The organism is Pseudomonas sp. Eth.TT006 (genome assembly GCF_054456575.1).
Genome location: NZ_JBTJEN010000005.1, coordinates 64863 through 89930, shown reverse-complemented (window position 1 = coordinate 89930; position 25068 = coordinate 64863). Strand labels below are relative to the sequence as shown.

The 25068-nt window shown below is 61.9% G+C and carries 19 protein-coding genes and 1 tRNA gene; 4 read left to right on the top strand and 16 right to left on the bottom strand.

Annotated elements, in window-relative coordinates; translation table 11 throughout:
* Positions 1-16 precede the first annotated feature (16 nt).
* From ACXR0M_RS09910 to dibA, 3 genes are all read right to left on the bottom strand, one after another.
* Entirely contained in the window at positions 17-1030 is a 1014-nt protein-coding gene (locus ACXR0M_RS09910) for a sulfate ABC transporter substrate-binding protein (protein WP_226499753.1), read from the bottom strand.
* A 131-nt stretch (positions 1031-1161) separates the two neighbouring features.
* Complete coding sequence (gene oscA / locus ACXR0M_RS09905; protein ID WP_034151822.1) at positions 1162-1344, bottom strand: sulfur starvation response protein OscA; 183 nt, start codon at positions 1342-1344, stop codon at positions 1162-1164.
* 299 nt (positions 1345-1643) lie between these two features.
* Complete coding sequence (gene dibA / locus ACXR0M_RS09900; protein ID WP_458831732.1) at positions 1644-3563, bottom strand: phosphodiesterase DibA; 1920 nt, start codon at positions 3561-3563, stop codon at positions 1644-1646.
* Positions 3564-3709: 146 nt separating this feature from the next.
* Here dibA and desA point away from each other — a divergent pair, with 146 nt between their 5' ends.
* Positions 3710-4894, top strand: coding sequence for a delta-9 fatty acid desaturase DesA (desA, locus tag ACXR0M_RS09895; RefSeq protein ID WP_458831731.1), 1185 nt, complete (start codon positions 3710-3712; stop codon positions 4892-4894).
* Between the two features lie 237 nt (positions 4895-5131).
* Positions 5132-6121, top strand: coding sequence for a GGDEF domain-containing protein (locus tag ACXR0M_RS09890; RefSeq protein WP_458831730.1), 990 nt, complete (start codon positions 5132-5134; stop codon positions 6119-6121).
* A gap of 138 nt (positions 6122-6259) precedes the next feature.
* Here ACXR0M_RS09890 and ACXR0M_RS09885 read toward each other — a convergent pair whose 3' ends face one another.
* From ACXR0M_RS09885 to gabD, 3 genes are all read right to left on the bottom strand, one after another.
* The gene (locus ACXR0M_RS09885) at positions 6260-7471 is read right to left on the bottom strand and encodes an HDOD domain-containing protein (protein WP_458831729.1); all 1212 of its coding nucleotides are present in this window, start codon (positions 7469-7471) and stop codon (positions 6260-6262) included.
* Between the two features lie 131 nt (positions 7472-7602).
* A complete protein-coding gene (gene gabT / locus ACXR0M_RS09880) occupies positions 7603-8880 on the bottom strand; it encodes a 4-aminobutyrate--2-oxoglutarate transaminase (protein ID WP_458831728.1) in 1278 nt (425 codons plus the stop codon).
* A 184-nt stretch (positions 8881-9064) separates the two neighbouring features.
* On the bottom strand, positions 9065-10507 hold the full coding sequence (gene gabD / locus ACXR0M_RS09875) for an NADP-dependent succinate-semialdehyde dehydrogenase (protein ID WP_039772984.1): 1443 nt from the start codon (positions 10505-10507) through the stop codon (positions 9065-9067).
* Positions 10508-10951: 444 nt separating this feature from the next.
* On the opposite strand from gabD, the gene ACXR0M_RS09870 reads away from it, so the two are divergent.
* Positions 10952-11028 (top strand) — tRNA-Arg (locus ACXR0M_RS09870).
* 78 nt (positions 11029-11106) lie between these two features.
* On the opposite strand, the gene ACXR0M_RS09865 is transcribed toward ACXR0M_RS09870, so the two are convergent.
* The 5 genes from ACXR0M_RS09865 to ACXR0M_RS09845 all read right to left on the bottom strand — a co-directional run bounded on the left by ACXR0M_RS09865 (position 11107) and on the right by ACXR0M_RS09845 (position 14939).
* A complete protein-coding gene (locus ACXR0M_RS09865) occupies positions 11107-11379 on the bottom strand; it encodes a hypothetical protein (RefSeq protein WP_458831727.1) in 273 nt (90 codons plus the stop codon).
* 21 nt (positions 11380-11400) lie between these two features.
* Entirely contained in the window at positions 11401-11997 is a 597-nt protein-coding gene (locus tag ACXR0M_RS09860) for a hypothetical protein (RefSeq protein ID WP_458831726.1), read from the bottom strand.
* On the bottom strand, positions 11994-12575 hold the full coding sequence (locus tag ACXR0M_RS09855) for an RNA polymerase sigma factor (protein ID WP_458831959.1): 582 nt from the start codon (positions 12573-12575) through the stop codon (positions 11994-11996). The genes ACXR0M_RS09860 and ACXR0M_RS09855 overlap by 4 nt, the downstream gene beginning before the upstream one ends.
* Before the next feature lie 29 nt (positions 12576-12604).
* Positions 12605-14290 carry a vWA domain-containing protein gene (locus ACXR0M_RS09850; protein ID WP_458831725.1) on the bottom strand — a complete coding sequence of 562 codons (1686 nt, stop codon included), beginning with the start codon at positions 14288-14290 and terminating at the stop codon, positions 12605-12607.
* An 88-nt stretch (positions 14291-14378) separates the two neighbouring features.
* Positions 14379-14939, bottom strand: coding sequence for a YbhB/YbcL family Raf kinase inhibitor-like protein (locus tag ACXR0M_RS09845; protein ID WP_458831724.1), 561 nt, complete (start codon positions 14937-14939; stop codon positions 14379-14381).
* A gap of 138 nt (positions 14940-15077) precedes the next feature.
* Here ACXR0M_RS09845 and ACXR0M_RS09840 point away from each other — a divergent pair, with 138 nt between their 5' ends.
* Positions 15078-16601, top strand: a complete 1524-nt coding sequence (locus tag ACXR0M_RS09840; RefSeq protein ID WP_458831723.1) for an FAD-dependent oxidoreductase — start codon at positions 15078-15080, stop codon at positions 16599-16601.
* Positions 16602-16730: 129 nt separating this feature from the next.
* On the opposite strand, the gene pgaD is transcribed toward ACXR0M_RS09840, so the two are convergent.
* From pgaD to ACXR0M_RS09815, 5 genes are all read right to left on the bottom strand, one after another.
* Positions 16731-17243 (bottom strand): poly-beta-1,6-N-acetyl-D-glucosamine biosynthesis protein PgaD, encoded by a 513-nt coding sequence (gene pgaD, locus ACXR0M_RS09835; RefSeq protein ID WP_458831722.1) that lies wholly within the window; start codon positions 17241-17243, stop codon positions 16731-16733.
* Positions 17240-18595: a poly-beta-1,6-N-acetyl-D-glucosamine synthase gene (pgaC, locus tag ACXR0M_RS09830; RefSeq protein WP_458831721.1), complete on the bottom strand. Its 1356-nt coding sequence runs from the start codon at positions 18593-18595 to the stop codon at positions 17240-17242. Before pgaC ends, pgaD begins: the two co-directional genes overlap by 4 nt.
* A 1-nt stretch (position 18596) precedes the next feature.
* Positions 18597-20594, bottom strand: a complete 1998-nt coding sequence (gene pgaB / locus ACXR0M_RS09825; protein ID WP_458831720.1) for a poly-beta-1,6-N-acetyl-D-glucosamine N-deacetylase PgaB — start codon at positions 20592-20594, stop codon at positions 18597-18599.
* A 12-nt stretch (positions 20595-20606) separates the two neighbouring features.
* Positions 20607-23087 (bottom strand): poly-beta-1,6 N-acetyl-D-glucosamine export porin PgaA, encoded by a 2481-nt coding sequence (pgaA, locus tag ACXR0M_RS09820; protein ID WP_458831719.1) that lies wholly within the window; start codon positions 23085-23087, stop codon positions 20607-20609.
* Positions 23088-23331: 244 nt separating this feature from the next.
* A complete protein-coding gene (locus ACXR0M_RS09815; RefSeq protein ID WP_458831718.1) occupies positions 23332-24837 on the bottom strand; it encodes a YdgA family protein in 1506 nt (501 codons plus the stop codon).
* Between the last annotated feature and the right edge of the window lie 231 nt (positions 24838-25068).

The window sequence follows — 25068 nt, the reverse complement described above, 5'->3', positions numbered from 1 at the left end:
ACAGTTTGCAGACAGATTACTGCGCCTGATAAATCTGGTCGAACACGCCACCGTCGTTGAAGAATTTCGGCTGCGCGGATTTCCAGCCGCCGAAGTCCTTGTCGATGGTCACCAGTTCCAGTTTCGGGAACTGCTGGGCGTACTTCGCCGCCACGTCCTTGTCACGCGGGCGGTAGAAGTTCTTCGCGGCGATCTCCTGACCGGCCGGGCTGTACAGGTGCTTGAGATAGGCTTCGGCGATCTGCTCGTTGCCCTTCTTCTCGGCGTTCTTGTCGACCACGGCCACCGGTGGTTCGGCGAGGATCGACAGCGACGGCACGACGATGTCGAACTTGTCGGCGCCACCGTCTTCTTTCAGCGCCAGGAACGCTTCGTTTTCCCAGGCCAGCAACACGTCACCCTGACCGTTGTTGACGAAGGTGATGGTCGAGCCACGGGCGCCGGTGTCCAGTACCGGAACGTGCTTGAACAGGGTCTGTACGTACTCTTTGGCTTTTTCTTCGTTGCCGCCGTTGGCTTTCAGGCCATAGGCCCACGCGGCGAGAAAGTTCCAGCGGGCACCGCCGGAGGTTTTTGGGTTCGGGGTGATCACCGACACGTCGTTCTTGACCAGGTCGCCCCAGTCCTTGATGCCTTTCGGGTTGCCTTTGCGCACCAGGAACACGATGGTCGAGGTGTACGGCGTACTGGCATCCGGCAGACGCTTCTGCCAGTCGGCCGGCAGGGTCTTGCCGAGTTTGGCGATTTCGTCGATGTCACCGGCCAGCGCCAGGGTCACTACGTCGGCACGCAGACCGTCGATCACCGCCCGGCCCTGTTTGCCCGAACCGCCGTGGGACTGCTGGATTTTCACGGTGTCGCCGGCGTGATCTTTCTGCCAGAACTTGATGAATTCAGCGTTGTAGTCCTGATACAGCTCGCGCGTCGGGTCGTACGACACGTTGAGCAGTTCGTAGTCCTTGGCAACCGCGGAACCGGCAAACACAGCGCTGGCCAGGGCGGCCAAAGCGTAACGGCGAATCGACGACATGGTGAAAGCTCCTGGAATTCGGGTGGTGGCTTTTTCTTATGTATTTTGGAATCCGCATCGCAGCCTGCGGCAGCTCCTGCACACAGCCCCCTGTAGGAGCTGCCGCAGGCTGCGATCTTTTGATCTTCAACTCAGCCCGGTTGTTTACCCGGTTGCTGCAAACGGAATTTCTCTTTGCGTTCGATCTGTACGACCTGCGCGTTGTGCACAGTGATCTCCACCGCGCCAAACCGCAGATCGCGCAGGGCGCTCTGGATTTCACGCAAGATGGTGGTTTCGTCCTGACCGTCAACGCTGCGAAGGGATGCGCTCATGGTGCTGCTCCTTTGAATGGGATGTGCCTGGCAGTGCACGGCACTGCGTTCGGCGTGGGAGCAATATAAGAGAGACGCAGATATTCTTAAAAAGACTATTTAAGAATGTTTATATAACCAGAAACAATTATGTGACGGAGCAAGGGTTTGCGCAGATTCGGGACTGACAGATAACCCTGTGGCGAGGGGATTTATCCCCGATGGGTTGCGAAGCGACCCTGAACATTTTGGGACTGCTGCGCAGTCCATCGGGGATAAATCCCCTCGCCACAGGCCTTATGTCAGCCATAACAGGACTGTTAACCGATAACAGGTGTTTTCGCCCAATCAATCTCCCCCGCCGGCACCGGCCGTCCAAACCAGTAGCCCTGCCCCAGATCACATGCCTGCTCCAGCAGAAACGCCGCCTGCTCCACCTGCTCGATGCCTTCGGCGTGTACCTGCATGCCCATGCTGCGGGCCAGCGCGATAATCACCCGCACGATCGCGACATCGTCCTCGTCCCACGGCAACCCGGCGACAAAGCCCTGATCGATCTTGAGTTTCTGCACCGGGAGGCGCTTGAGCCGCAGCAATGACGAATAACCGGTGCCGAAGTCGTCAATCGCCAGGCGGATCCCCAGTTCACGTAAGCGATGCATCTGCTCCAGCGCCACTTCCGGGTCGTCCATCACCGCGCTTTCGGTGACCTCCAGCTCCAGATAGGCCGGATCCAGCCCGGTGTCATTCAGGACCTGCGCCACCTGCTGATACAGCTCGCGGCGGGCAAACAGCCGCGACGACACGTTCACCGCGACAAACGACAGAACAATCCCGGCCTGCTGCCATTGGCACATCTGTGAACACGCCTGGCGCATCACCCAGGCGTCGATTTCGGCAATCAGCCCGGTGCGCTCGGCGATCGGAATGAATTCCGCCGGCGACACCAGCCCCCGTTGCGGATGCTGCCAGCGCACCAGCGCTTCGACGCCGATCAGCCGACCGCTGGGCAAATCGTGCACCGGCTGGTAGTAAACCCGCAGCTCCTGTTGCTCCAGTGCGCGGCGCAGTTCGAAGGCGATCTCGACCCGTTGCTGCGCATGCGCGGTCAGTTCTTCGGTGTACAACGCATAACCGTTGCGCCCGCTGCTCTTGGCCTTGAACAGCGCGGCGTCGGCATTGCGCAGCAGTTGGTCGGCGCTCAGTGCGTCGCTGGGGAACAGGCTGATACCGATGCTGGCGTTGATAAACAGCTCATGCTGCTCGATGCCGAACGGTTCCTTCAACGCATCGAGAATGCGCTGCGCCAACGCCGCCGCCTGAACCAGCTGTGGACAACTTTCCGCCAGCACCGCGAACTCATCACCGCCAAGCCGCGCCAGGGTAATCCCGGGGCCGAACAGCGCCTGCAGACGCGCCGCCACCGCTTTGAGCAAGCGATCGCCGACGTTGTGTCCGAGGCTGTCGTTGATCAGCTTGAAGTGATCGAGATCGATCAACAGCAAGGCGCAGCCGCGCTTGTGGTTCTGCGCCGACGCCAGCGCCTGCTCGGCACGGTCGCTGAACAGCAAGCGATTGGGCAGATCGGTCAGCGGGTCGTGATGGGCGAGGTGCTTGAGTTCGTGTTCGGAATCCTTGATCGCACTGATATCGGAAAACACCGCAACGTATTGGCTGAGACGGCCCTGATCATCGCGAATCACGCGAATGGTCTGCCACTGTGGATAAATCTCGCCGCTCTTGCGCCGGTTCCAGATCTCCCCGCTCCACTCGCCGTCGGCCTGCAGCGTGGCGAACATCGCCTGATAGAAGCCCGGCGGATGATGGCCGGACTTGAACAGGCTCGGCTGCTGGCCGAGGACTTCTTCATACTGGTAGCCGGTGATCTCCATGAACGCGCGGTTGACGTGCACGATCAGGCCTTCGCGGTTGGTGACCAGCACCCCTTCGCGAGTACAGTCGAAGACTGCCGCGGCCTGACGCAGGCGTTCGCGGTCAGTCTGGCGCTCACGCAGGCGCGCCCCGATGCCGAGAAATTTGCACAACCTGGCCCGCGCCAGAAAGATCAGGCCGGCACTGACAGCCGCCCAGAGGTAACCGTTGATCAGTTGCCATCGCTGCAGATCGACAGATTCATCCAAGAAACTGTTCAATAAGTAACCAGTGCCCTGGAGCCAGATGACAGCTAGCACCAGGTAAAGCAGCGCTGCACGCAAGGCATCGCGGTAAGTGGCAGGCATTCGGCTGTCCATGTCCCTACAAAAAGGTTGGAATTATAGGTCAAGAAACATCCAGCGACTCTTATCTGAAAGGGCGACTGGTTTTATCTGTGTGCTTGTTGATAATGCAACGGCTGTTCTTTTCTTTTTCGAGGGCCCTATAGCCTATGTGGTACGAAGGTTTTCTTGGTTTGTCGGCCTGGTCACTGGTCGCCGTCACCCTGCTGATGACCCACGTGACAATTGTCGCCGTCACGGTCTATCTGCACCGTTACTCGGCCCATCGCTCGCTTGAGCTGAATGCCGGCCTGAAACACTTTTTCCGCTTCTGGCTGTGGCTGACCACGGCGCAGAACACCCGCGAGTGGACCGCCATCCACCGTAAGCACCATGCCAAATGCGAAACCGAAGATGACCCGCACAGCCCGGTCGTCAAGGGCTTGTCCACCGTGCTGCGCAAAGGCGCCGAGCTGTATCGCGCCGAAGCCGAGAACCCGGAGACCCTGCGCATCTACGGCAAGAACTGCCCCGAAGACTGGATCGAGCGCAATCTCTACAGCCGCTATCCGCTGCTGGGCGTGGCGATCATGGGCGTCATCGACCTGCTGCTGTTCGGCACCATCGGCATCACCATCTGGGCGATCCAGATGATGTGGATCCCGGTCTGGGCCGCCGGCGTGGTCAATGGCCTGGGCCATGCCATTGGCTACCGCAACTTCGAATGCCGCGATGCGGCGACCAATCTGGTGCCGTGGGGCATCCTGATCGGCGGCGAAGAACTGCACAACAACCATCACACCTACCCGAATTCGGCCAAGCTGTCGGTGAAGAAGTGGGAATTCGATCTCGGCTGGGCGTGGATCAAGGTCTTCTGCTTCCTGCGTCTGGCCAAGGTGCAGCGCGTGGCGCCGATTGCCCACCGCGTCGAAGGCAAGGGCCATCTGGACATGGACACCGCGATGGCGATCCTCAACAACCGCTTCCAGATCATGGCCCAGTACCGCAAATTGGTGATCGCCCCGCTGGTCAAGCAGGAACTGGACAAGGTCGATCATTCGGTACGCCATCAATTCCATCGGGCCAAACGCCTGTTGTCGCGGGAAACCAGCCTGCTGGAAGACCGCCATCACTTGCGCATTCAGAACATGCTCGAGCACAGCCAGGCGCTGAAGGTAATTTACGAGAAACGCCTGGCCCTGCAGCAGATCTGGGTCAAGACCAGCGCCAATGGCCACGACATGCTCGCCGCCATCAAGGAATGGGTGCACGAGGCCGAGGCCAGCGGCATCCAGTCCCTGCGTGAATTCGCCGACCAGTTGAAAACCTACTCGTTGCGCCCTGCAACGGCCTGAAGTCACTGATTGAATCCCCTTGTGGCGAGGGGATTCATCCCCGATCGGTAGCGCAGCTACCGCCAATCCGACGACCCGTTCTCATTGCTGAAACGGTTCGCCTCTACCGCCCAGCAGAACCCCTCTCCGGCTGGGAACTTCGCCACTATTCCCCTATCTCAAAGACACTTCGCCACCCCGGCGGGCAGTACTGTGGCCGTTGTCGAAATCGCGGCGCGCCCTTTGAGATATGTGCCGATGGCCAACAACAATCAACCAGAATCATCCCTTACCCAGTGGCCCGAGGCCGCGCAAACGCTGATGGCGCTGATGCACGCTCAGGGCGAAGTCGCCCGGCTCAGCGAGCGCGAGCAGCTGTTCAGCTCGCTGCTGGTGAGCGTCAACGCCGTGCTGTGGGCCTTCAACTGGGAAACCCGTCAGGTGCTATACGTCAGCCCCGCGTATGAGCGGATCTTCGGACGCTCTGCCGGGCTGTTGCTCGCCGACTACAACCAGTGGCGCGACAGCATCTACCCCGACGATCTCGATTACGCCGAGCGCAGCCTTGCCGAAGTGCTGCACAAAGGCGCGGTGGAAGACCGCGAATACCGAATCATCGACGCCGACGGCCAGGTCCGCTGGCTCAGCGACAAATGCTTCATCAATCGTCAGGACGAACCCGGGCAACCGGTGATCATTGTCGGCATCGCCGAAGACATCACCGACAAAAAGCACATGGAAACCGAGCTGCATCGGCTGGCCACCACCGACGTGCTGACCCAGAGCAGCAACCGCCGGCATTTTTTCGAATGCGCCCACCGCGAGTTCGAGGAGGCGCGCCTGCAAGGTGCGCCGCTGGCCTTCCTGCTGCTGGACATCGATGACTTCAAGTTGATCAACGACAGCTACGGTCACCCGGAGGGCGACAACGTGTTGCAGCGCATCGCCGACTGCGGACGCAGCTCGTTACGCCGGGGCGATCTGTTTGGACGCATTGGCGGCGAAGAGTTCGCCGCCGTGTTCCCCGGTTGCGCACCGGACATGGCGATGCAAGTGGCCGAGCGCCTGCAGCAGGAAATTCAGCGCTTGAGTTTCAGTCATGACGGGCAGACCTTCGGCATCACCGTCAGCCAGGGCCTGACCAGCCTCAGAGACGGCGATGACAGCCTCGACAGCCTGTTCGCCCGGGCGGATGCGGCGATGTACGAGGCCAAGCGCCAGGGCAAGAACCGGATCATTTCTGTCTGAACCCGGATTTCAGCCATCCGCAGATCCAATGTGGGAGCGGGCTTGCTCGCGAAGGCGGTGTGGCATTCAACGATTGTGTTGCCTGATGCACCGCCTTCGCGAGCAAGCCCGCTCCCACAGGGTTTGGTAAAACTTCGGTTATTTACGCATCCGCACCAATTCCGGCAGCCCGATCTTCAGCAGCCGCGCCGTGCGACTTTTAGCCAGTTCCTCGACGCCCTCACGCTCGGTGAGGCGAGCCATTTGCGCCGCCATGTTCATCACCAGCGCCTCACGGGAATACACCCCGCCACCGAGCTGGTAGACCGACGCGATCAGCTCTCGCAACTCCAGCGGCAGACGCCAGCGTGTGCGCAACGCCGACCCATAGCCCGCGCCAAACTCCGCCAGCGCATCGCCGACCTCTTCCCAGTCATCCAGCTCGCCGCCGGCCTGCTTCCACTCCTGCAAACAGCGCAACAACGCCAGATCGCCTAGGCGATGCAACATACCGGCGCAATAGCAGCGCTCCTGATCCAGATCAAGCAGACGCGCCAGGGTGCGGGCGTATTCGGCGGTGTGCAGCGACAGGCCCCAATAGCGTTCGGCGTAATCCGCCAGGTACGGGTCGCTGAGTCTGGCGCTGCGCTTGAGCGCCAGACCGAGGATCAAGTTCATGCTCTGCCCGGTGCCGAGCCGATGCAGGGCCTGGCCAAGGGTCTGCACCGGCGCACCATGATGCTGCGCCGCGCTGTTGGCCGCGGCGATCAGCACCGCAGTGATCTGCGGATCGGTGCGGATTTCTTCTTCCAGCAATTTCAGGTCAAGGCCATCCGGATTGAGGCTGCGCTTGACCGCCACTTGCACGTCGGTCATCAGCGGTGCGCCGTCGGCCTGCTCACGGCGACGCTCGAGAAACACCGCGAGGGTCATGCCCGGCGCCAGAGCCGGCACCTCGCAGAACACTTCTTCGCCAGCATTGACCAGCAACCCCTGCAAGCGCTCGGTCAGGCCTTCCATGTTCAAGGGTTTGGTCAGGTAGGCCGTGGGCGCCAGCGGTATGGCTTCGCGCACGCTGGCGCTGTCGCTGCGGCTGCTCATCAGGATGAATGGCAGCGGCGGATTGCGTTTGCGCTGACGCACGCTGCGCAGCACGCTCAAGCCGTCGACCCCGGGCAATTCCCAATCGACGACCGCCAGGTCATACGGCACTTCGCTGAGCAGTGACAGCGCTTGCTGGCCGTCGGCACACAGGTCCAGGCGCGCATCACAGCGGACGTTGAGCAGCACTTGTTTAAGCAGGTCCCGGGACCACGGATCGGCCTCGGCAATCAGCACTCGGGGTACGGCGGGTAAATCAACGGCGGTCATGCGCGCTCTCCCTTGCAATGCTTGAACCTTAGCCAATGCTGGCCTTTCGATACAGCGCAAAAGGGTTGCAGAGGCGTAAAAAAACCCGCCGAAGCGGGTTTTTTGTCTATCCGATCACACAGCGCCAGGGCTTACAGCTCCGAGAAGCACTCTTCGATGATCGCCAGACCTTTGTCCAGTTGCTCGTCCGGCGAGGTCAGCGGGACCAGCACGCGCAGCACGTTGCCGTAGGTGCCGCAGGACAGCAGGATCAGGCCCTTGTCACGCGCCTTGGCCACCACAGCTGCAACAGCAGTCGGGTTGGGCTTGTGGCTGTCGCCGTTTTCAAACAGCTCGACCGCGATCATCGCGCCCAGGGCACGCACTTCGCCGATCACCGGGTATTTGGCCTGGATGGCTTTCAGACCGGTGACCAGACGCTCGCCGACGGCCTTGCAGCGGTCCAGCAGGTTTTCTTCTTCGAACACTTCCATCACCGCCAGCGCTGCGGCGCAAGCGATCGGGCTACCTGCATAGGTGCCACCCAGGCCGCCGGGAGCGATGGCGTCCATGTACTCGGCCTTGCCGCAGACACCGGCCAGCGGGAAGCCACCGGCGATGGATTTGGCGAAGGTGGTCAGGTCGGCAGCAACGCCCATCTGTTCCATGGCGAAGAAGGTGCCGGTACGGCCAGCGCCAGTTTGCACTTCGTCAGCGATCAGCAGGATGCCGTGCTGGTCGCACAGGGCGCGCAGACGCTTCATGAATTCTTTCGGCGCGACGTAGAAACCACCTTCACCCTGCACCGGCTCGATGATGATCGCGGCGATGTCTTTCGGTTCGGCGTCGTTCTTGAAGATGCGTTCGATGGAAGCGATCGAATCGTCGATGCTCACGCCGTGCAGTTCGTTCGGGTACAGCGCGCGGAAGATGCCGCCTGGCATCAGGCCCATGCCGGCCGAGTAAGGCACGACCTTACCGGTCAGGCCCAGGGTCATCATGGTGCGACCGTGGTAGGCGCCGGTGAAGGCGATCACGCCGGCACGGCCAGTGGCAGCACGGGCGATTTTCACAGCGTTTTCCACGGCTTCGGAACCGGTGGTCACCAGCAGGGTTTTCTTGGCGAAATCACCTGGCACCTTGGCGTTGATCTTTTCGCACAGCTCAACGTAAGGCTCGTAGGCCAGTACCTGGAAACAGGTGTGGGTCAGCTTGTTCAGCTGTTCGGTCACGGCGGCGATGATTTTCGGGTGCACGTGGCCGGTGTTCAGTACCGCGATACCGCCGGCGAAGTCGATGAATTCACGACCTTCAACGTCAGTCACGGTAGCGTTCTTCGCCGATTCGGCAAAGATCGGGTGAATCTGGCCGACACCACGTGGAACAGCAGCGGTACGGCGGGCCATCAAGTCAGCGTTAGTCTTGCTCATTACAGTCCTCATTCACCGCTCATCGGGCGGCGTGGTTCAAGGATTAAGCGGGAGAAATCGGCGGTGGCAGCATGCGATGATCGACTGCCACGGCGTTTCCGGCCGCTGAGAAAATTCCGGTTTGAAACGACGCAAAGGGACAGCGCTCTCGTGCCCTTTGCGTTTGCAGCGATCCCTTCCCGGCTTAGATGCCCAGGCAGAGGTATTTGATTTCCAGGTAATCTTCGATGCCGTACTTGGAGCCTTCACGGCCCAGGCCCGAGGCCTTGATGCCGCCGAACGGCGCGACTTCGTTGGAGATCAGCCCGGTGTTGACGCCGACCATGCCGTATTCCAGGGCTTCGGCCACACGGAACACACGGCCGAGGTCGCGAGCGTAGAAGTAGGAGGCCAGACCGAACTCGGTGTCGTTGGACATCGCGATCACTTCGGCTTCGTCTTTGAAGCGGAACAGCGGCGCCAGCGGACCGAAGGTTTCTTCCTTGGCGACAGCCGCGTCTTTCGGCACGTTGGTGAGGATGGTCGGTTCGAAGAAGTTGCCTTCCATCGGTTTGCCACCCGCCAGCACGGTAGCGCCTTTGGAGACGGCGTCAGCGATGTGCTCCTGAACCTTGGCCACAGCTTTTTCGTCGATCAGCGGGCCAGTGGTGGTGCCTTCTTCCAGACCGTTGCCGATCTTCAGTTTGGCCACGGCCACTTTCAGCTTCTCGGCGAACGCGTCGTAGACCGAATCCTGAATGTACAGACGGTTGGCGCAGACGCAGGTCTGACCGTTGTTGCGGTATTTGGAGATGATCGCGCCTTCGACGGCCTTGTCCAGGTCCGCGTCGTCGAACACGATGAAAGGCGCGTTGCCGCCCAGTTCCAGCGAGACTTTCTTGATGTCCTTGGCGCATTCCGACATCAGCTGACGACCGATTTCGGTGGAGCCGGTGAAGGACAGTTTGCGCACGATCGGGTTGCTGGTCAGCTCGCTGCCGATGTCGCCAGCACTGCCGGAAACCACGCTGAACACGCCTTTCGGAATGCCGGCGCGCTGCGCCAGTTCAGCCAGGGCGAACGCGGAGAATGGGGTTTGCGAAGCCGGCTTGAGCACCATGGTGCAACCGGCGGCCAGCGCAGGGCCGGCTTTGCGGGTGATCATTGCCGCCGGGAAATTCCACGGAGTGATGGCTGCGGTAACGCCGATCGGCTGCTTGATCACGATCAGACGCTTGTCCGGCTGGTGGCCCGGAATCACGTCACCGTAGATGCGCTTGGCTTCTTCAGCGAACCACTCGATAAACGACGCGGCGTAAACGATTTCGCCCTTGGCTTCGGCCAGCGGCTTGCCCTGCTCGAGGGTCATCAGGCGTGCGAGGTCGTCCTGGTTCTCGATCATCAGTTCGAACCAGCGACGCAGCTTGCCTGCACGCTCCTTGGCGGTCAGTGCACGCCAGGCCGGCAGCGCTTTATCAGCGGCTTCGATGGCGCGGCGGGTTTCCGCGGCGCCCATTTTCGGCACGGTACCGAGGATTTCACCGGTGGCCGGGTTGTTGACCTTGATCGTCTGACCGTTGTCCGCATCGACCCAAGCGCCATCAATGAAGGCTTGCTGGCGGAACAACTGGGTGTCTTTAAGCTGCATGTCGGCTTTCCTTAACAGCACCGCGGCCAGCGCGGAGCAAAATTATGATTGTAGAAAGGCGCCTCGCAAGGCTGCCGTCAGGGAAATCATCGACCGGGCTGAAGTCTGTGAATGGCGCACGGTGGCAAACACATGCGGCTCGGTACCCGATCAAAGAGCGTTTGAAATCTCAAACGGATCGTAGGAGCAAAGGGGTTAAAGGACAATAGGTCGTTCGAAAAAAAGAACAAAAAGCCATTGTTTGGCGGTTTTTTCAGATCAACGCACAAAAATACCCGGCCACAGCGAAACCTTAGATCAGCCCGGCAAAAGCGCCAAGCGAGGGTTTTGCAGGACGTTACAGCTTTAAGGAATGCAGCGATTGCAGCCGACACGCGCCCTGACAAAACCGGCCAAAACCCGGCATGGACGCCCCGAGCCGACCTAGGTATGATGTCGCCCGCTGCACCAGTAGCTCAGCTGGATAGAGTACTGCCCTCCGAAGGCAGGGGTCGTGGGTTCGAATCCCGCCTGGTGCGCCATTGATTCAAACGAGAAAGCCCCGGACTGTGATGGTTCGGGGCTTTTTTTGTGGGCGGTGGTTTTTCATGCCACGACGATCACTCCGTGGTCCAGTCAAACTCATCGTAATCCCCATCCTCGTCGTCTGCCTCCGCAACCTCCTCCTCAAAGACGTCGTCTTCCTCAAGCACATCCTCTTCCTGCTGGTTCAGCAGAAACTCCTTACGCGCTTCAGTAATCGCGCGCCGCATCTCCTCGCCCTTTTGCGGGCAGTTGAGGAGTTGGGCGATGCGGTCGATTTTTGGTGCCACGGTGTTCTCCAGCGCTTCAGCTATGGCCCGATAGTGCGCGTTTTTGCCGGGCAATGCCAAATGGCTGAGTGGCCTGGGCGGTCAGTTCTGGCGGATTTTTTCGAGTTGCCGGTCGAGGTCCGCGCCGGGGTAGCGTTTGTGCAGGTTGTTGTACAGCGCATCGGCGGCTTGTGACTGGCCGGACTCGCGCAGGCGCAGGACTTCGCGCAGTTGCGCATCGAGACCGTTGGCCGGGGCGGCGGCGCGTTTGCTGAGTCTGGCTTCATCGGCGCTGTTTGCCTCACTTTGCATCGGTGCCGCCCTTTCCAGCATGGGCGCGGGGGCCGGCATGGCGGCAGCGGGGGCCGCCAGTGATTGCGCTTCGGGGGCTTGCTTGCGCGCCGATGGTGCGGTGGGTTTGGCCGCCGGGGCGAAATCGAATTGAGACTGTGGCTCGGGTGCGCGCTGCACCAGCGACAACATGAGTGCCACACCGACCAGGCTGGCAAAAGCGACCTGATAGCGTGGTGTCTGGCAGGCCTTGAGCCAGCGTTGCCACAGGCTCTGCCGTGGCGCCGGGGTTTCAAGGCGGGCGGCGTTGAGGATCAGCGCGTCGAGATGCGCCGGCGGTTCGGTGTCGTGCTGTTCGCGCACGTGCTTGAGCAGTTGCTCTTCCGGTGTCTGGCGGGCGTCAGTCATGTCAGTACCTCCTCGGCCAGCAGCCGACGCAGTTTTTGCTGGGCGTAACGCAAGCGGCTCTTGACGGTTTCCAGCGGTGTTTCGGTGAGGCTGGCGATTTGCGCCAGATCGAGGTCACCGTGGGCGCGCAGCAGGAACACTTCGCGCTGGTCGGCGGGCAGGGTTTGCAAAGCGCTTTCCAGGCGTTGGCTGTCGCGGCTGAGGTTGAGCAGTTGTTCGGGGTCGTTGCTGTCGTCGCCAATCGCATGCAGCTGTTCATCGTAGCTGTCGTGCAGCGGCTGTTGAGCACCGTGCTTGCGCCAGTGATCGATCAGGCGATTGCGCGCAATCTGGAACAGCCACGTACGAAACGTCGCCCGTCCCTGTGGCTGACTGGCGCTGCGGATCAGGCTCAGCCAGGTATCCTGAAACACCTCGTCCGCCAGTTCCGGCTTACCGCTCAACCCCAGCAGAAAGCGATACAACCCCTGACGATGGCGGGCGTACAGAATCTCGAACGCCGCGCCGTCGCCCTCGCGATAACGCGCCAGCAGCGCTTCATCGCTGCTGGCGGCCGGGCTGTCTGACGTCCCAAACAGCTGACTGATGAAGCCTTGCAGGCGGCTCACTATTCGATCCGTCGCTCAGTGGGCAGCGCATTCGATGCGCTTGTGGTGCGCAGGCTCTGCGTCAGTTCTACCAGTTGCACGAACTCGTTGCGCAAGCCGAAGCGGTCATCGCCGCGTGCACCACGGGCTAATGCCTCGGTATCCTTGAGGCTGAAATCGCCGGTGTAGCGGCCGTCCTTGAGTTGCTGGGCAAACGCCGCGACCGCCGCGGCAAAGCGCAGATCCTCGCTGGCCGGACCGACCTGATTGGCAATCGGTCGCTCAAGCAGCAGACTTTTCCCACCTGCAGGCTGTTGATAACGCACACGCAGCATCGCCAATTCTCCGCTCTTCTCGGAAACAGCCTCGTCGGATTTAGCGTAGCGCAGCGGTTCCAGCCAGCCCTTCTCTCCCGCCGGGACAATTTCATACAGCGCGGTCACCGTGTGTCCTGCACCGATTTCGCCAGCATCGACCTTGTCATTGCTGAAGTCCTCACGTTTCAAAGCACGGTTCTCGTAGCCAAGCAGGCGATATTCACTGACCTGCGCCGGGTTGAATTCCACCTGGAGTTTGACGTTTTTCGCCACCACCGCGAGGGTCGAGCCGAGTTGATCCACCAGCACCTTGCGCGCTTCGCGCAGGTTGTCGATGTAGGCGTAGTTGCCGTCACCGGCGTCGGCCAGTTGCTCCATCAGGTGTTCATTGTAGTTATCCACACCGAAACCCAGGGTGGTCAGGGAAATCCCGGTCTTGCGTTTATCCACAGCCAGTTGCTTGAGGCTGTCGAAGTCACTGATGCCGACGTTGAAGTCACCGTCGGTGGCCAGCAGGATGCGGTTGATGCCGTTGGGGATAAAGGCCTGCTGGGCCATTTGATAGGCCAGTTCGATGCCCGATGCGCCAGCGGTGGAACCGCCGGCAGTCAATTGCTCGATGGCTGTGCGAATTTTCGCTTTCTCGCGTCCGGAAGTGGGCTCCAGCACTACGCGGGATTCACCGGCATACACCACCAGCGACACCCGATCCTGCTCGCGCAACTGATCGACCAGCAATTTCAGCGTGCTTTTCACCAACGGCAGCCCTTCGCGGCGATCCATCGAGCCGGACACATCCACCAGAAACACCAGATTCGCCGGGGCCAGCTCGGCGACAGCGCGGTCGGAAGCCTTGATGCCGATGCGCAGCAGGCGCGTATGCGGGTTCCACGGGGTGGCAGCCAGTTCGGTGGTGACGCCGAACGGCGAGCCATCGCCGGGCAGCGCGTAATCGTAGGGAAAGTAATTGACCAGCTCTTCCAGCCGCACCGCGCCTTCCGGCGGCAGACGTCCCTGATTGAGCAAACGCCGGACGTTGCCGTAGGCGCCGGTATCGACATCGGCGCTGAAGGTCGAGACCGGAGATTCGGCGACGCTGTGGATCGGGTTGTCAGCCAGCGTCTGATATTGCTCACGCTGTTCGTCGCGGTAGCCCTGTGGATAACTTTCCGGGGCCGGCATCGCCGCGAAACTCTCCATCGGCGCCGGGCGCGCGCTGCTTTTGGCCATGACGCTATCGGCCCTGAGCGCTTCGTGCTCGACCGAAGCCTGCGGTTGGACTGGCGCCGGCACGGCAGCGGGCTCCGGACTGGACGACACGCCGCAACCGGCGACGGTCAACAAGACACCGACCGCAACCGGTCGCAGGAAAGGCAGAGAACGGGACATGGGGGCTGACCTCGGGATGAAAGTGATCCATTCATCCCTTGAGACGGGCAGCCTCGGCAGTTCGGGTTATGCGCCGCGAAAATTATTTTCAGCGGTGATAACGCCGCACCACGCTGCTGTTACGCAGGACGTGGCCTTTGATCTTGTCCAGCAGTTCGGCGCGGCTCAGGCCGGCGGGCAACGCGTCCGGGGCCAGGTCGAGGGCGTAGATCTGGATGACGTAGTGGTGCGCGCTGTCGCCAACCGGCGGGCACGGCCCGACGTAGTTGGTCGTGCCTTTGCTGTTGGTGCCGCCCACGCCTTCGAAGTTGGACTTGGCGCCAACACCAGCAGGGATCTGCCGGGTGCTGGCCTTGATCCCGTAATGAATCCAGTGATCGACGCCGGCACCTTTCTGGCCGTCCGGGTCGTGCATGACGATCGCGTAGCTCAGGGTGCCGGCAGGCCCGGCGTTCCAGGCCAGTGCCGGGGACTGGTTCTTGCCGCCGCAACCGTTGGCATCGCTGGCCGCTGCCGAGGTGAACAGGCGGTTGTCGGAAACCCCGGGGATGTCGAGGGTGAAGCGCTCGGCCGCCTGCGCCGGAAACTGCACGCAAAGGGCGACAGCAACGGCCGCCAGCCAAGGGTTGAGAGAGGTCAATCGGGTCATTCCGGAACACCTTGTGCAGTTGGGCCTTCGTCGGCCTGCAAACTATAGCCGTACCGTTGGTGCCGTGGCAGTAGCAATTGGCTGAACCTCGCATTGCTCGACAAACTCGTAAGAGAAATACCCGCGAGGAAGCCGAACATGCCCCTGCACCGTGTCGCCCGTTTCGCCGATGTGCCTGAAGACCGTGGCCTGCCCGTCGAGATCGGCGACTGCAAGATTGTCCTGCTGCGCGCCAACGGCCAATTGCGCGCGTTTCAGGGCGAATGCCCACATGCCGGGGCGCCGCTGGCTGACGGCGCGTTGTGCCACGGACGCCTGATCTGCCCGTGGCACAAGGCTACGTTTCGCGCCGAAGACGGTGCTTTGTGCGAACCGCCGGCCCTCGACAGCCTCAAGCGTTATCCACTGGAGATCCGTGGCGATGAGGTCTGGGTCGATGATCAGCCGTTGCCGGATGCGCACACGCCGCCGGCGGATGATCCGCGCACCTTTGTGATTGTCGGTGCCGGTGCAGCCGGCACCGCCTGTGCCGCGGCCCTGCGCGAGAAAGGTTTTGGTGGCCGTATCGTGATGATCGACCGCGAAGCCGATGCCGGTTACGACCGCACGGTACTGAGCAAATTTGTCCTCGCCGGTGAGATGGCCGCTCAGGAAACCCCGCCGCTGCGCGATGAGGATTTTTATCAGGAACAACGCATCGAACGCCGGCAAGGCGAAGTCACCGCCCTCGACGCCTCGGCGAAAACCCTGCATTTAAGTGACGGCCAATCCCTGCGCTACGACGCGGCAGTGCTCGCCACCGGCGGCGAGCCCAATGCGCTGCAACTGCCTGGCGCCGACTTGCCGCAGGTGTTTGTCCTGCGCTCCAAAGCTCAGGCCGAGCAGATCATGCAAGCCGCCAGACCCGACCAGCGTGCGGTGATCATCGGTGACAGCTTCATCGCCCTGGAATGCGCCTCGGCGCTGCGCCAGTTCGGCCTCGATGTCACGGTCATCGCCCGCCATGCCGTGCCGTTTGCTGCGCAATTCGGTGAAGCGGTGGGCAAGGCGATCCGTGCGCTGCATGAGGAACACGGGGTGAAATTCATCACCGACCACGAGGCCCGGGAGATTACCGGAGACGGCAGAGTGGAGTCGGTGTTGCTGGACAACGGCTTGCGGCTGTCGGCAGATCTGGTGCTGGCGGGGGTCGGTGTGCATCCGGCCACCGAACCTTTCGCAGCCCTGCCCCGGGAAGAAGATCAGTCACTGCGCGTCGATGCCGGACTGCGTGTTTTCGAAGGCCTGTGGGCGATTGGCGATATCGCCACATTCCCCCTCAGCGGCCAGCCGCAACGCATCGAACACTGGCGCCTGGCCCAGCAACACGCGCGCATCGCTGCCGCCAACATGCTCGGCGCCGATGAGCATTATCTGGATGTGCCGTTTTTCTGGACCTGGCACTTCGGCCGGAATTACGACTACCTCGGCCACGCCACTCAGTGGGATCAAGTCGAGTTCAAGGGCGAACCGGAGCACCCGCCCTTTATCGGCCTGTTCGGTCAAAACGGCATCGTGGTCGCCGCCGTGGCCTGCGACGAACAGCGAGCCATGGCGCTGCTGGCCGAGCGGATGAAACAGCCGCTGGCGATGGAAGAAGCGTGGCGCCTTATCCGCAACTGAACGCTGAACGCTGACGCTGCACACTGTAGGAGCTGCCGGAGGCTGCGATCTTTTGATCTTCAAAAACAAAATCAAAAGATCGTCCGAACGCGGCCCGAGCCTTCGGCAGCTCCTACAGGGGAACGTTGTTCAGGCGGGGCGGTTGTCGTCTTCGGCGTGCAGAAAGATCACGCGGGGATGCTCCAGCGGCGCCAGCGGTGACGGCAATTCCGCCGGCTCCAACGGACGAAAATTCAGCACCACATGGCTGATGTCACCGTCCTGATCGTTGTGGATGGTCATCACTCCAGGGGTGCGCAGTTTCTGCAACCGGTCATCGCACAGGCGAAAGCTCTTGGTCAGCCCGTCATCATCGACCACCGGCGCCGGCAGGCGGCGCTGGGCGAAGCTGCGGCTTTTACGCTGCTGATAACGCGCCCAGCCGATCAGGATCACCGCGTTGACCAGCGCCACCCACATATAGATCTGCAACGTCCCGAGGGCGTCGAATGCCGGGTTGTCGATCCGTGGGCCGCCGGCTGTCTCGAGCAACGGCCACAGCCCGCGTATCAGCAGAAACAGCAGGCCGATCCAGGCCACGATGGTCAGGAACACGTCGATCACGACCAGGAACGGCCGCTGGCGGGTCCGGATAATTTTCATTTGATGACCTCCTCTTCATCGTCGCCGATCGGCTTGATGCCACGGTCCGGGCTGACCCAGCGCGCACGCTGCTGGTGCTGGCCAAACAGGACCTTGGGGAAACTGACCAGGGTGGTGAGCAGACTGACCAGCCAGAACGCGATCGGGTACCAGACCACCCAGAACATGGTTCGGCCCAGACCCGGTTCGTAACGCCGGTCAATGACGATACTGACCGCGAACTGCACCAGGCAGACCACCGCCAGCAACAGCCCGGTGAACGCCGGCGGCATCAGGTGATGCACGGCAATCGATTCCGGCATGACCACAAACTTGCCCACCGCCCAGAAAATCACCGACAGCAGGAAGGTGAAGGCCCAACCGGTGGACAGGCAGTATTCGAACAGCAACGGCCACAGGTACCGATGGCGGTACTGCCAGATCCCACGGATGTTCTTGAACAGCACCTCGGCCCCGCCCTGAGCCCAGCGCAGACGCTGCTTCCACAGGCCGCGCAGGGTTTCCGGCATCAGAATCCAGCACAGCGCCCGCGGCTCGTAGAAGATGCTCCAGTGATCGAGTTGCAGCTTCCAGCTGATGTCGATGTCTTCGGTGATCATGTCCGGGCTCCAGTAGCCCACCCGGTTCAACGCGGTGCGACGGAACGCGACGATCACCCCGGACACGGTAAAGATCCGCCCGAACACCCGCTGCGTGCGCTTGATCAAGCCGATGATCGAGGAGAACTCACCGACCTGCACCCGCCCGACCAGCGTCGAGCGCGTGCGAATCCGTGGGTTGCCGGTCACCGCACCGAGCCGCGCATTGTCGAGCATCGGCGCCACCAGATAGGCCGCCGTGTTCGGCGCCAGCAGCGCATCACCGTCGATGCACACCAGATATTCGCTGCGCGCCGCGATGGCGCCCATGCGCAAGGCCACGGCCTTGCCCTGGTTCTCGGCCAGATGCAGAACCCGCAACCGTGGATCTTCCTGAGCCAGTCGGTCGAGGACTTCGGCGGTGTTGTCCTTCGAGCCGTCGTTGATCGCGATGACTTCGATGTTCGGGTAGTGCTGGGCCAGCGCCGCGTGAATCGTGTCGGCGGCGTTTTCGCCCTCGTTGTAGCAAGGGATCAGGATCGAGATCAGCGGCTCGCCTTCCAGCGGCGGCGGCAGGGTGTCGTCCTGCCACGGCCAGTGGCGTTCCCAGTGCAGCCAGAAATACAGGCCGCCGGCGATCCACAGGCCGGACATGAACAACGGGTAGAAGAACACGAAGTCCATCAGAAACTGCCCGGTGACCAGAAAGATCAGGCCCAGCGGCACGCCAAGGACGAGCGCCAGAACAAGCAGGGCTAACAGTCTATCCAGCATGTCATGGGTTCCATTTGTCGGAGAGCGCAGGCCTTACGGTTTTCAGGTCCGGCAGGTTGTCGAGGAAGTTGTCCGGGTAGTAGCCGAAACTGGTCGCGCCCTGGCGCTTGAGCCGGCCCATCCAGTCGGCCAGTTGCGCGCCGTCGATGTCGGTCTGATCTTTTTTCGTCCAGTCACGGGCCTGCAATTCGAACACCGTGCGCTCCAGTGCACCGGGGCGCTGCTTGATCTTCGCCACCAACGCTTCGAGCCACGGCCCGGATTGCGCGTAGGTCTGTTTCTCCATCAGCGGCATGGCCATCGGCGCCGTCCAGTCGTAGGTCACGAGGAAGTCGTCGAGGTTCTGCGCAAACCAGGCTTCGCTGGCGGGGTTGAGGATCGGTTCGGCAAAGATATTGCGCGCGGTCAGCAGCTGCGGACCACGGATCGCCCGGACCTTGGCGGTCAGTTCGTTGGTGAAATCGATCAGGTACTGGCTCTTGAAACGCGTCCAGCGTTGCATCGCGGCCGGATCAGCGCGCAGTGCGGCAATCGACCCCGGCAAGCCTTGCGCGGCATACGCCTTCAAGGCTTCCGGGCTGGCATCTTCGAAGTCCGAAAGCACTGCATCGTCGTGGTAGAGAATGCCGTCGACCGAGGTCAGCCGCGCCACGTCTTCGTAAATCTCGCCAATGATTTGCCGCACCTGCGGATCGAACGGCGACAGGCGTTGGTACTGATCCGGATCGATCGAAGTGCTGCCGGTTTGCGGATCCCAGCGGGTCACGCGCGGCAGCTTGGCGTCGAGGCCGAAACTGAGCACCGGCATCCAGGCGAATACCTTCACATGCGCGCGGGTACGCAGTTGCCAGGCGACGCGGTCGAAGATGTCAGCGCGCACCGGCAGATGGCGGTTGGGGAAATACAGCGAGTGCACCAGACCATCGCCCTTCGGATCGGCGAAGGCCTGCAGGAACACGGTGTTGGCGCCCATGTCGGCCATGCGCTGGATCAGCTTGCCGAGGTTGATTTCCTGCTGCGCCGGATCCGGGTCATAGACGTTGTCGAGATCGACGTGCACCACGCGCATGGTGAAGTCGGTTTGCGCGGCGACGATGCTGTTGGCGAAATGCTCGCCATCCGGATCAGAGGCTACCAGGAAGCGCGGACTGCTCATCAGGTTGTCGAGGCCGTCGAGACCGTCGTCCAGGGTCAGGGCCATTTCGTAGCCCTGCTCGCCGACTACCGCCAGTGAAGTGCCGTCCGCGGCGCCGTACGGCCAGACCCAGATACGCGGTTTCTTGCCGGTGACCTTGCGGATTTTTTCCGAGATGGTCGCGACATCGGTGCGGATCCGGGCGCGGAAATCCTCTTCGGACTCATAGCGTTTGCTCACCGGGTCGTAGCGACGGGTCGCCGCTGCCGGCTGCAGGTTACCCTGCGGGTTGGCGAGGATGCCTTTGTGGCTGGCATCGGTGTGGGCGGCGATTTCCACCAGACCGGACTGCGAGATCTCGCGCACCTGGTCCCAGGTCAGGAAGTCGGAACGCGCACGCGGTGCACCGGCAAAATCCACCGGCTGATTCAGCGGGGTATCGATCCACACGCCGACCGGCGCCAGCAAGGCATGCCAGTTGTAGGCGCGCAGCACCGGCAGCACGCGGGTGTAGAAGCTCGAATAACCGTCGTCGAAGCTGAGCAGAATCGCTTTCGCCGGCAGCTCCGGACCGCCCTTGCGCGCGGCCATGATCTGATCGACGGTGACCGGTTTGTAGCCGTTCTCGCGCAGCCACGCCAGTTGCTCGATCATGCGCTCGGTGCGCACCGCCACCACGGCCTGATCGGGGTCACGGTCTTCGACGTCGTGATAGGCGATGCCCAGCACGTGGTTTTTCGGCCACGGTTTTTCATTGGCTGCCACCGGACGTTGCGACGGCGGCGTGAAGGCCGGGGCTTGCTGGGCGCAGGCGCTGACCAGCAGCACTCCCAGCAGCAGGATGAAACGCGTCATCAAAGGCATTTTCAAACTCTTCTAGAAGCGGAAAGTGAGGTCGACGAGCAGCCGCAGATCGGTTTCCCGATCACCGTCGTAGGGCCGGTTGATCACACTGAGCAGGCCGCCCACCTCGAACACGTCGTTCCAGGCATAACGCTGGCCGTAACCGAGCATCGCCATGCCGCCGGTGCCGTGATCACGCTGGCTGTAGGTACCCGCCCCGGCCTGGAACTGCTGGCTCCACGAGGTTTCGTAACGGTGGTACAGCACGTGATTGACGTTGACCGTGGGCATGACGCTGAAGTCCGACTTCGGGTTGAAGTACGGCACATCATCGGACTTGGAATTGTGGCTGCTGCCGACTTCCAGACCGGCATCGACCTGCACGTTCGGTGCGCTGTAAACGCCCTCGCGCCCGGTCAGCAAGGCCTCGACGCGGTTGTTGCCGTCGCTGAAATGCGACGGGCTGACCGACAGCCGCCACTCGCGGCTTTCGTTGGCGCGCCAGCGGATGAAGGCGTTGCCGCCATTGGCCTTGATGTCGCTGTTGAGCGCACGCAACGGGGTTTCGGCCGACAGGTAGGCGAAGCTGCCGCCGTACTGCCAGTTATCGTTGATGTCGCGGGCAATCGCGATCCGTGCGCCCTGTTTGGCGCCGTAACCGTAATCGTGATTGGAGACTTCGGCTTCGAGGCTCATGTCGCGGGTGCGCCGCTCCAGACCGACGCGCTGGAAGCGGTCGGTGCCGGTGCCTTCGGCGAAGTCACCGGTGGCGTAGCCGGCACCGACGAACACCCGCCAGTCTTCATCGATCGGCGGACTGTACAGGGTGCTCTGGATGCCGAAATCGCGGCTGCCACTGACCGCCCCCGCGCCGCTGTTGCCGCCGCCATTGGCCTTGCCGCCATAGGCTTCGACGCGCAGTTCGGACATGTCGTGAACTTCGCGCTCACGGGCGGCGCGCTGCACCTGGCGGTTGTCCGGGAAGCGCTCGACCACGTCATCGGTCAGCGCATCCATCTGCCGCCATTCCTGCAGGGCCATCGCCGTACGGGCCTGCGCCACTTCCAGACCGCGGTCGCGCGGCACCATGCTCTCGGTTTCCTTGAGCTGGTTTTCGGCGCGGCGCGGCCATTGCCGGGCCAAATACAGATCGGCCTGGGCCAGGCGCAGACCAACGTTGCCCGGCGCCTGATCGACCAGCGTCTGCAGACGTTCCTCGCCATGCGGCAAGTCAGAACCGTAAGCGCCGGCCTGCGCCGCGAGTTGCTGGGCGTCCATCCATTCATCGTTGGGGTTGCCGATGGGCAAGCCCTTGAGTTCGACCCGCGGCTTCTGACTTTTGGCCAGATCCTCGGCGACCTTGCGCGCGTCGTCGGCGCGGTCGCTTTCCAGCAGCGAGTAGTACAGCGCCGTGGTGTCTTCAAGGCGATCACCGACATCCGCGTCCGGCGCCGCCAACACCTGGCGATACAGGTCGGTGGCGACTTCCGGCTGACGCTGATCCAGATGCGACGCCGCGACCCAGCGCAGGGCGTAAGTCGGAATCTTCACGCCTTCGGCCAGCAGTTTTTGGTATTCGCTGATCACCTCGGCGGTACGCGCCCTCGCCTTGAGCGCGCCCATGCGGTCAATGCGCCAGCGAATCACGTCATCGTGAGCAGTGGCGTCCGGCGTCCAGGTGGCGAGCAACTTGTCGTAATCGGCCAGCGCGCGGTCGGCGATCACGTAGCGTTCCTGTTCGCTGCGCGAGGCGAGTTCGGCCAGACGCACGCGCTCGGCGGCCAGATCGCCTTCGAGGCGGCGCTGGGTGACCGGGTCGATCAGCCCGGGACGTTGACTGGCCAGGCGCAGCGCCGGCTCCGGCAGACGGGCCTTTTGCAGGGCGACCACGTATTCCCGGGCGACCTCGGGCTTGCTGCCGGCACGGATAAACGCCTGATCGTATTCAAACAGCGCGTCGTACTGCTGGCCGGCGCGGGTCAGGGCATAGCCCAGCGCCAGACGACGGGAAGGGTCATCCGGTTTGGCGACCACCAGCGCTTTGGCGCGGGTCACGGCTTCGTCGGGTTTGCCCGAGTCGGCCTGGGTCAGGGCCAGGCCCAGTTGCAGGTCGGTGTTGTCCGGCTCCAGCGCCAGGGCCTTGTGGTAGACCTCGGTCGCCTGATCCCAGCGCTTGAGATTGCGATAGGCGCGCGCGGTGGCGGTCAGCGCCTGCACCGGCAGGAGCAAGTCACGGCCCTGGGTTTCATAGACCTGCACCACTTCGGCATCGAGACCGGCCCAACTGGCAATCTGCAGGTGATCGCTGACCTGCCCGCTGGTGGCCTGGCCGGGCGGAACCTGACGCAGCAGTTTCAGCGCTGGCGTGGTGTGGCCGGCACGGGCATCGCGGACCATCTGATCATAGGGCGTATCGGCAAACGCCAACGCCGGCCAGAGCAACTGGCTGCACAGCGCTACGCGAAACAACGGGCGTAAACCACGATGTAAAACGGGAACATCAATACGCGGCATTCTTCAGCATCCTTACATGGCCAGCCGGGTCGCAATGCCCCCTTGCCCATTCGTAACGGCGGCCAGGCCAAAGGCCCAGCCAAGCTTAGTCGGGCAGTTTTGCACGCATGCGCAGTCGAGTATCCCGATCACAATAATTGTTCAGAATCGTGGTCCCGGTTCAGCCGAAACCCGAACGCCAGACAGCAAAACGCCCGGCGTCTGCGGGATACAGAGGCCGGGCGTTTCTATTTAGAGCGCAGGATTACTGCACTTGCGTGACGCCGGCGAACTTGCTCATGAGGAAGCCGACGAACTGCTCGACGGTCATTTTCTGGCCGTTGAATTCCACCTGATTGGCGGCGTAATGCAGCTTGGTCACGACGTTGGTGCCGTCGATGGTCGCCAGCTGCGACCCGACCGCCATGCCGGCGAACATGTCGGCACCGGCGCTTGCCTGATCAACAATGGCTTTGGCGTCGGTCTGACCGTCGAGTTGCGCCTGCACGCTGAGCAGATCGATCAGCATCGGCTTGGACACCTGCACATTCAGGTCCAGCAGCGCGATCAACTGTTTGCCCAGTTGATCCGGCGGCAGGTCCATCGACTGCGGTTTGGTCAGGTCGATCACCAGACTGGCGCGACTTTCACCGTTGGCGGTCTTCAGCGACAGGTTTTCCAGGGCGATCTGCGGACCGGCGCCCAGCAGTTTCTGCAGATCGGCCTTGACCTGCGCCGACTCGGCTTCGGTCAGGTTCAGCTCCGGTGCCGGCAGGCCAGCTTCGGCCGCGGCGGCCGCTTCCTTCTCGTACGGCTGCAGTTTGGTCTGATAGATCTGCATCAGCGACATCGTCGACGGAATATCGAGGTTCTTCAGGCTCATGGCCATGCTGGCCGAACCGATTTTCTTGTCGTTGAGGGTCACTTCGCCAATCTTGTAGTCGGCACGGCCCGAAGCGTTGCTGCCGTTTTCTTCGGTGAGGTTCTTCATTTCGAAGTTCTTCACGCCGAGCACCGCCTGCTTGGACCCGAAAGTGGTTTTGCTATTGGTCAGCTCGAGGGTGTTTTCCCCGGTGTAATAGCCGTAGCTGCTTTTGCTCAGGTTGCTGGCCAGGGTCAGACCGTTGAGTTCGACCTGCACCGGTGCCTGGTCCTGCGCCACGGTGACCAGTTTCAGGTTGTCCATGTAGCCGTCGGCCTTGACCTTCTGCGCCTTGGCACTGGCGGAGATGTTCATGGTCAGGCCGGAGAATTTCAGGCTCGACTGCTCGTCCAGCGCGGTTTCCAGCGGCAGCAATTCGAGGCTGCTGGTGGTGGACTCGTCGTAGCCGATGTTGGTCACGCCTTTGAGCGGCGCGGCGCCCTTGGCGGCGGCAAACCATTTTTCGGTGGCCGCGCTCTTTTCCAGTTCGTAGTTGCTGGTGGCCATGACCGGCAGCCACTTCAGCGACACCAGACGCGAGAACGGCAGCGGGCCGTGCTCGATGTGGTCGACGAACAGCAGCTCGACCGGCTTGTCACCGAACATCTCGCCTTCGCCCTTGAGGCGGTAGTGCGCGGTACTGGTGAAGGTGTGACGCTCCAGCGACACCAGCTCCAGCGAGGCGCTGCCATTGGAGCCGGCCATCGCGGTCTGCAGCTCTTTGTTGGCGTTGGCCACGGCGTCGTTGAGCACGCCTTCGATTTTGGTCCCGGTGTACCAGGCCCCGCCGGCACTGATCGCACCGATGGCAACAACAATTCCGAGAAGCACGCCTGCTGATTTATTCATGAATGACCTGATCAATGTCCGTGGCTGAAAGTGTGGTCGTCTTCCCTGAACCCGTGACCGGGTTGCGGCTCGACTCCGCTTAAATTAGCGGTGGAGATTAGCACTGGCAGCGCGAGGCGGCCCAATGTTTAAAGGTTAAAGAGTGTCTATGGGGAGTGTGGACAGTGTGCAGACAATGAGAGTTTCGCTGTTATTGCAGACGCCATCGCTGGCAAGCCAGCTCCCACAGGA

Coding starts and splice junctions, on each gene's coding strand:
- oscA (WP_034151822.1), bottom strand. CDS start 1,344: ATGAGCGCATCCCTTCGCAGCGTTGACGGTCAGGACGAAACCACCATC.
- ACXR0M_RS09910 (WP_226499753.1), bottom strand. CDS start 1,030: ATGTCGTCGATTCGCCGTTACGCTTTGGCCGCCCTGGCCAGCGCTGTG.
- pgaB (WP_458831720.1), bottom strand. CDS start 20,594: ATGCCTTTGATGACGCGTTTCATCCTGCTGCTGGGAGTGCTGCTGGTC.
- dibA (WP_458831732.1), bottom strand. CDS start 3,563: ATGCCTGCCACTTACCGCGATGCCTTGCGTGCAGCGCTGCTTTACCTG.
- gabT (WP_458831728.1), bottom strand. CDS start 8,880: ATGAGCAAGACTAACGCTGACTTGATGGCCCGCCGTACCGCTGCTGTT.
- ACXR0M_RS09815 (WP_458831718.1), bottom strand. CDS start 24,837: ATGAATAAATCAGCAGGCGTGCTTCTCGGAATTGTTGTTGCCATCGGT.
- ACXR0M_RS09845 (WP_458831724.1), bottom strand. CDS start 14,939: ATGACCCGATTGACCTCTCTCAACCCTTGGCTGGCGGCCGTTGCTGTC.
- ACXR0M_RS09890 (WP_458831730.1), top strand. CDS start 5,132: ATGGCCAACAACAATCAACCAGAATCATCCCTTACCCAGTGGCCCGAG.
- ACXR0M_RS09850 (WP_458831725.1), bottom strand. CDS start 14,290: ATGTCCCGTTCTCTGCCTTTCCTGCGACCGGTTGCGGTCGGTGTCTTG.
- ACXR0M_RS09885 (WP_458831729.1), bottom strand. CDS start 7,471: ATGACCGCCGTTGATTTACCCGCCGTACCCCGAGTGCTGATTGCCGAG.
- gabD (WP_039772984.1), bottom strand. CDS start 10,507: ATGCAGCTTAAAGACACCCAGTTGTTCCGCCAGCAAGCCTTCATTGAT.
- ACXR0M_RS09860 (WP_458831726.1), bottom strand. CDS start 11,997: ATGACTGACGCCCGCCAGACACCGGAAGAGCAACTGCTCAAGCACGTG.
- desA (WP_458831731.1), top strand. CDS start 3,710: ATGTGGTACGAAGGTTTTCTTGGTTTGTCGGCCTGGTCACTGGTCGCC.
- pgaC (WP_458831721.1), bottom strand. CDS start 18,595: ATGCTGGATAGACTGTTAGCCCTGCTTGTTCTGGCGCTCGTCCTTGGC.
- ACXR0M_RS09840 (WP_458831723.1), top strand. CDS start 15,078: ATGCCCCTGCACCGTGTCGCCCGTTTCGCCGATGTGCCTGAAGACCGT.
- pgaD (WP_458831722.1), bottom strand. CDS start 17,243: ATGAAAATTATCCGGACCCGCCAGCGGCCGTTCCTGGTCGTGATCGAC.
- pgaA (WP_458831719.1), bottom strand. CDS start 23,087: ATGCCGCGTATTGATGTTCCCGTTTTACATCGTGGTTTACGCCCGTTG.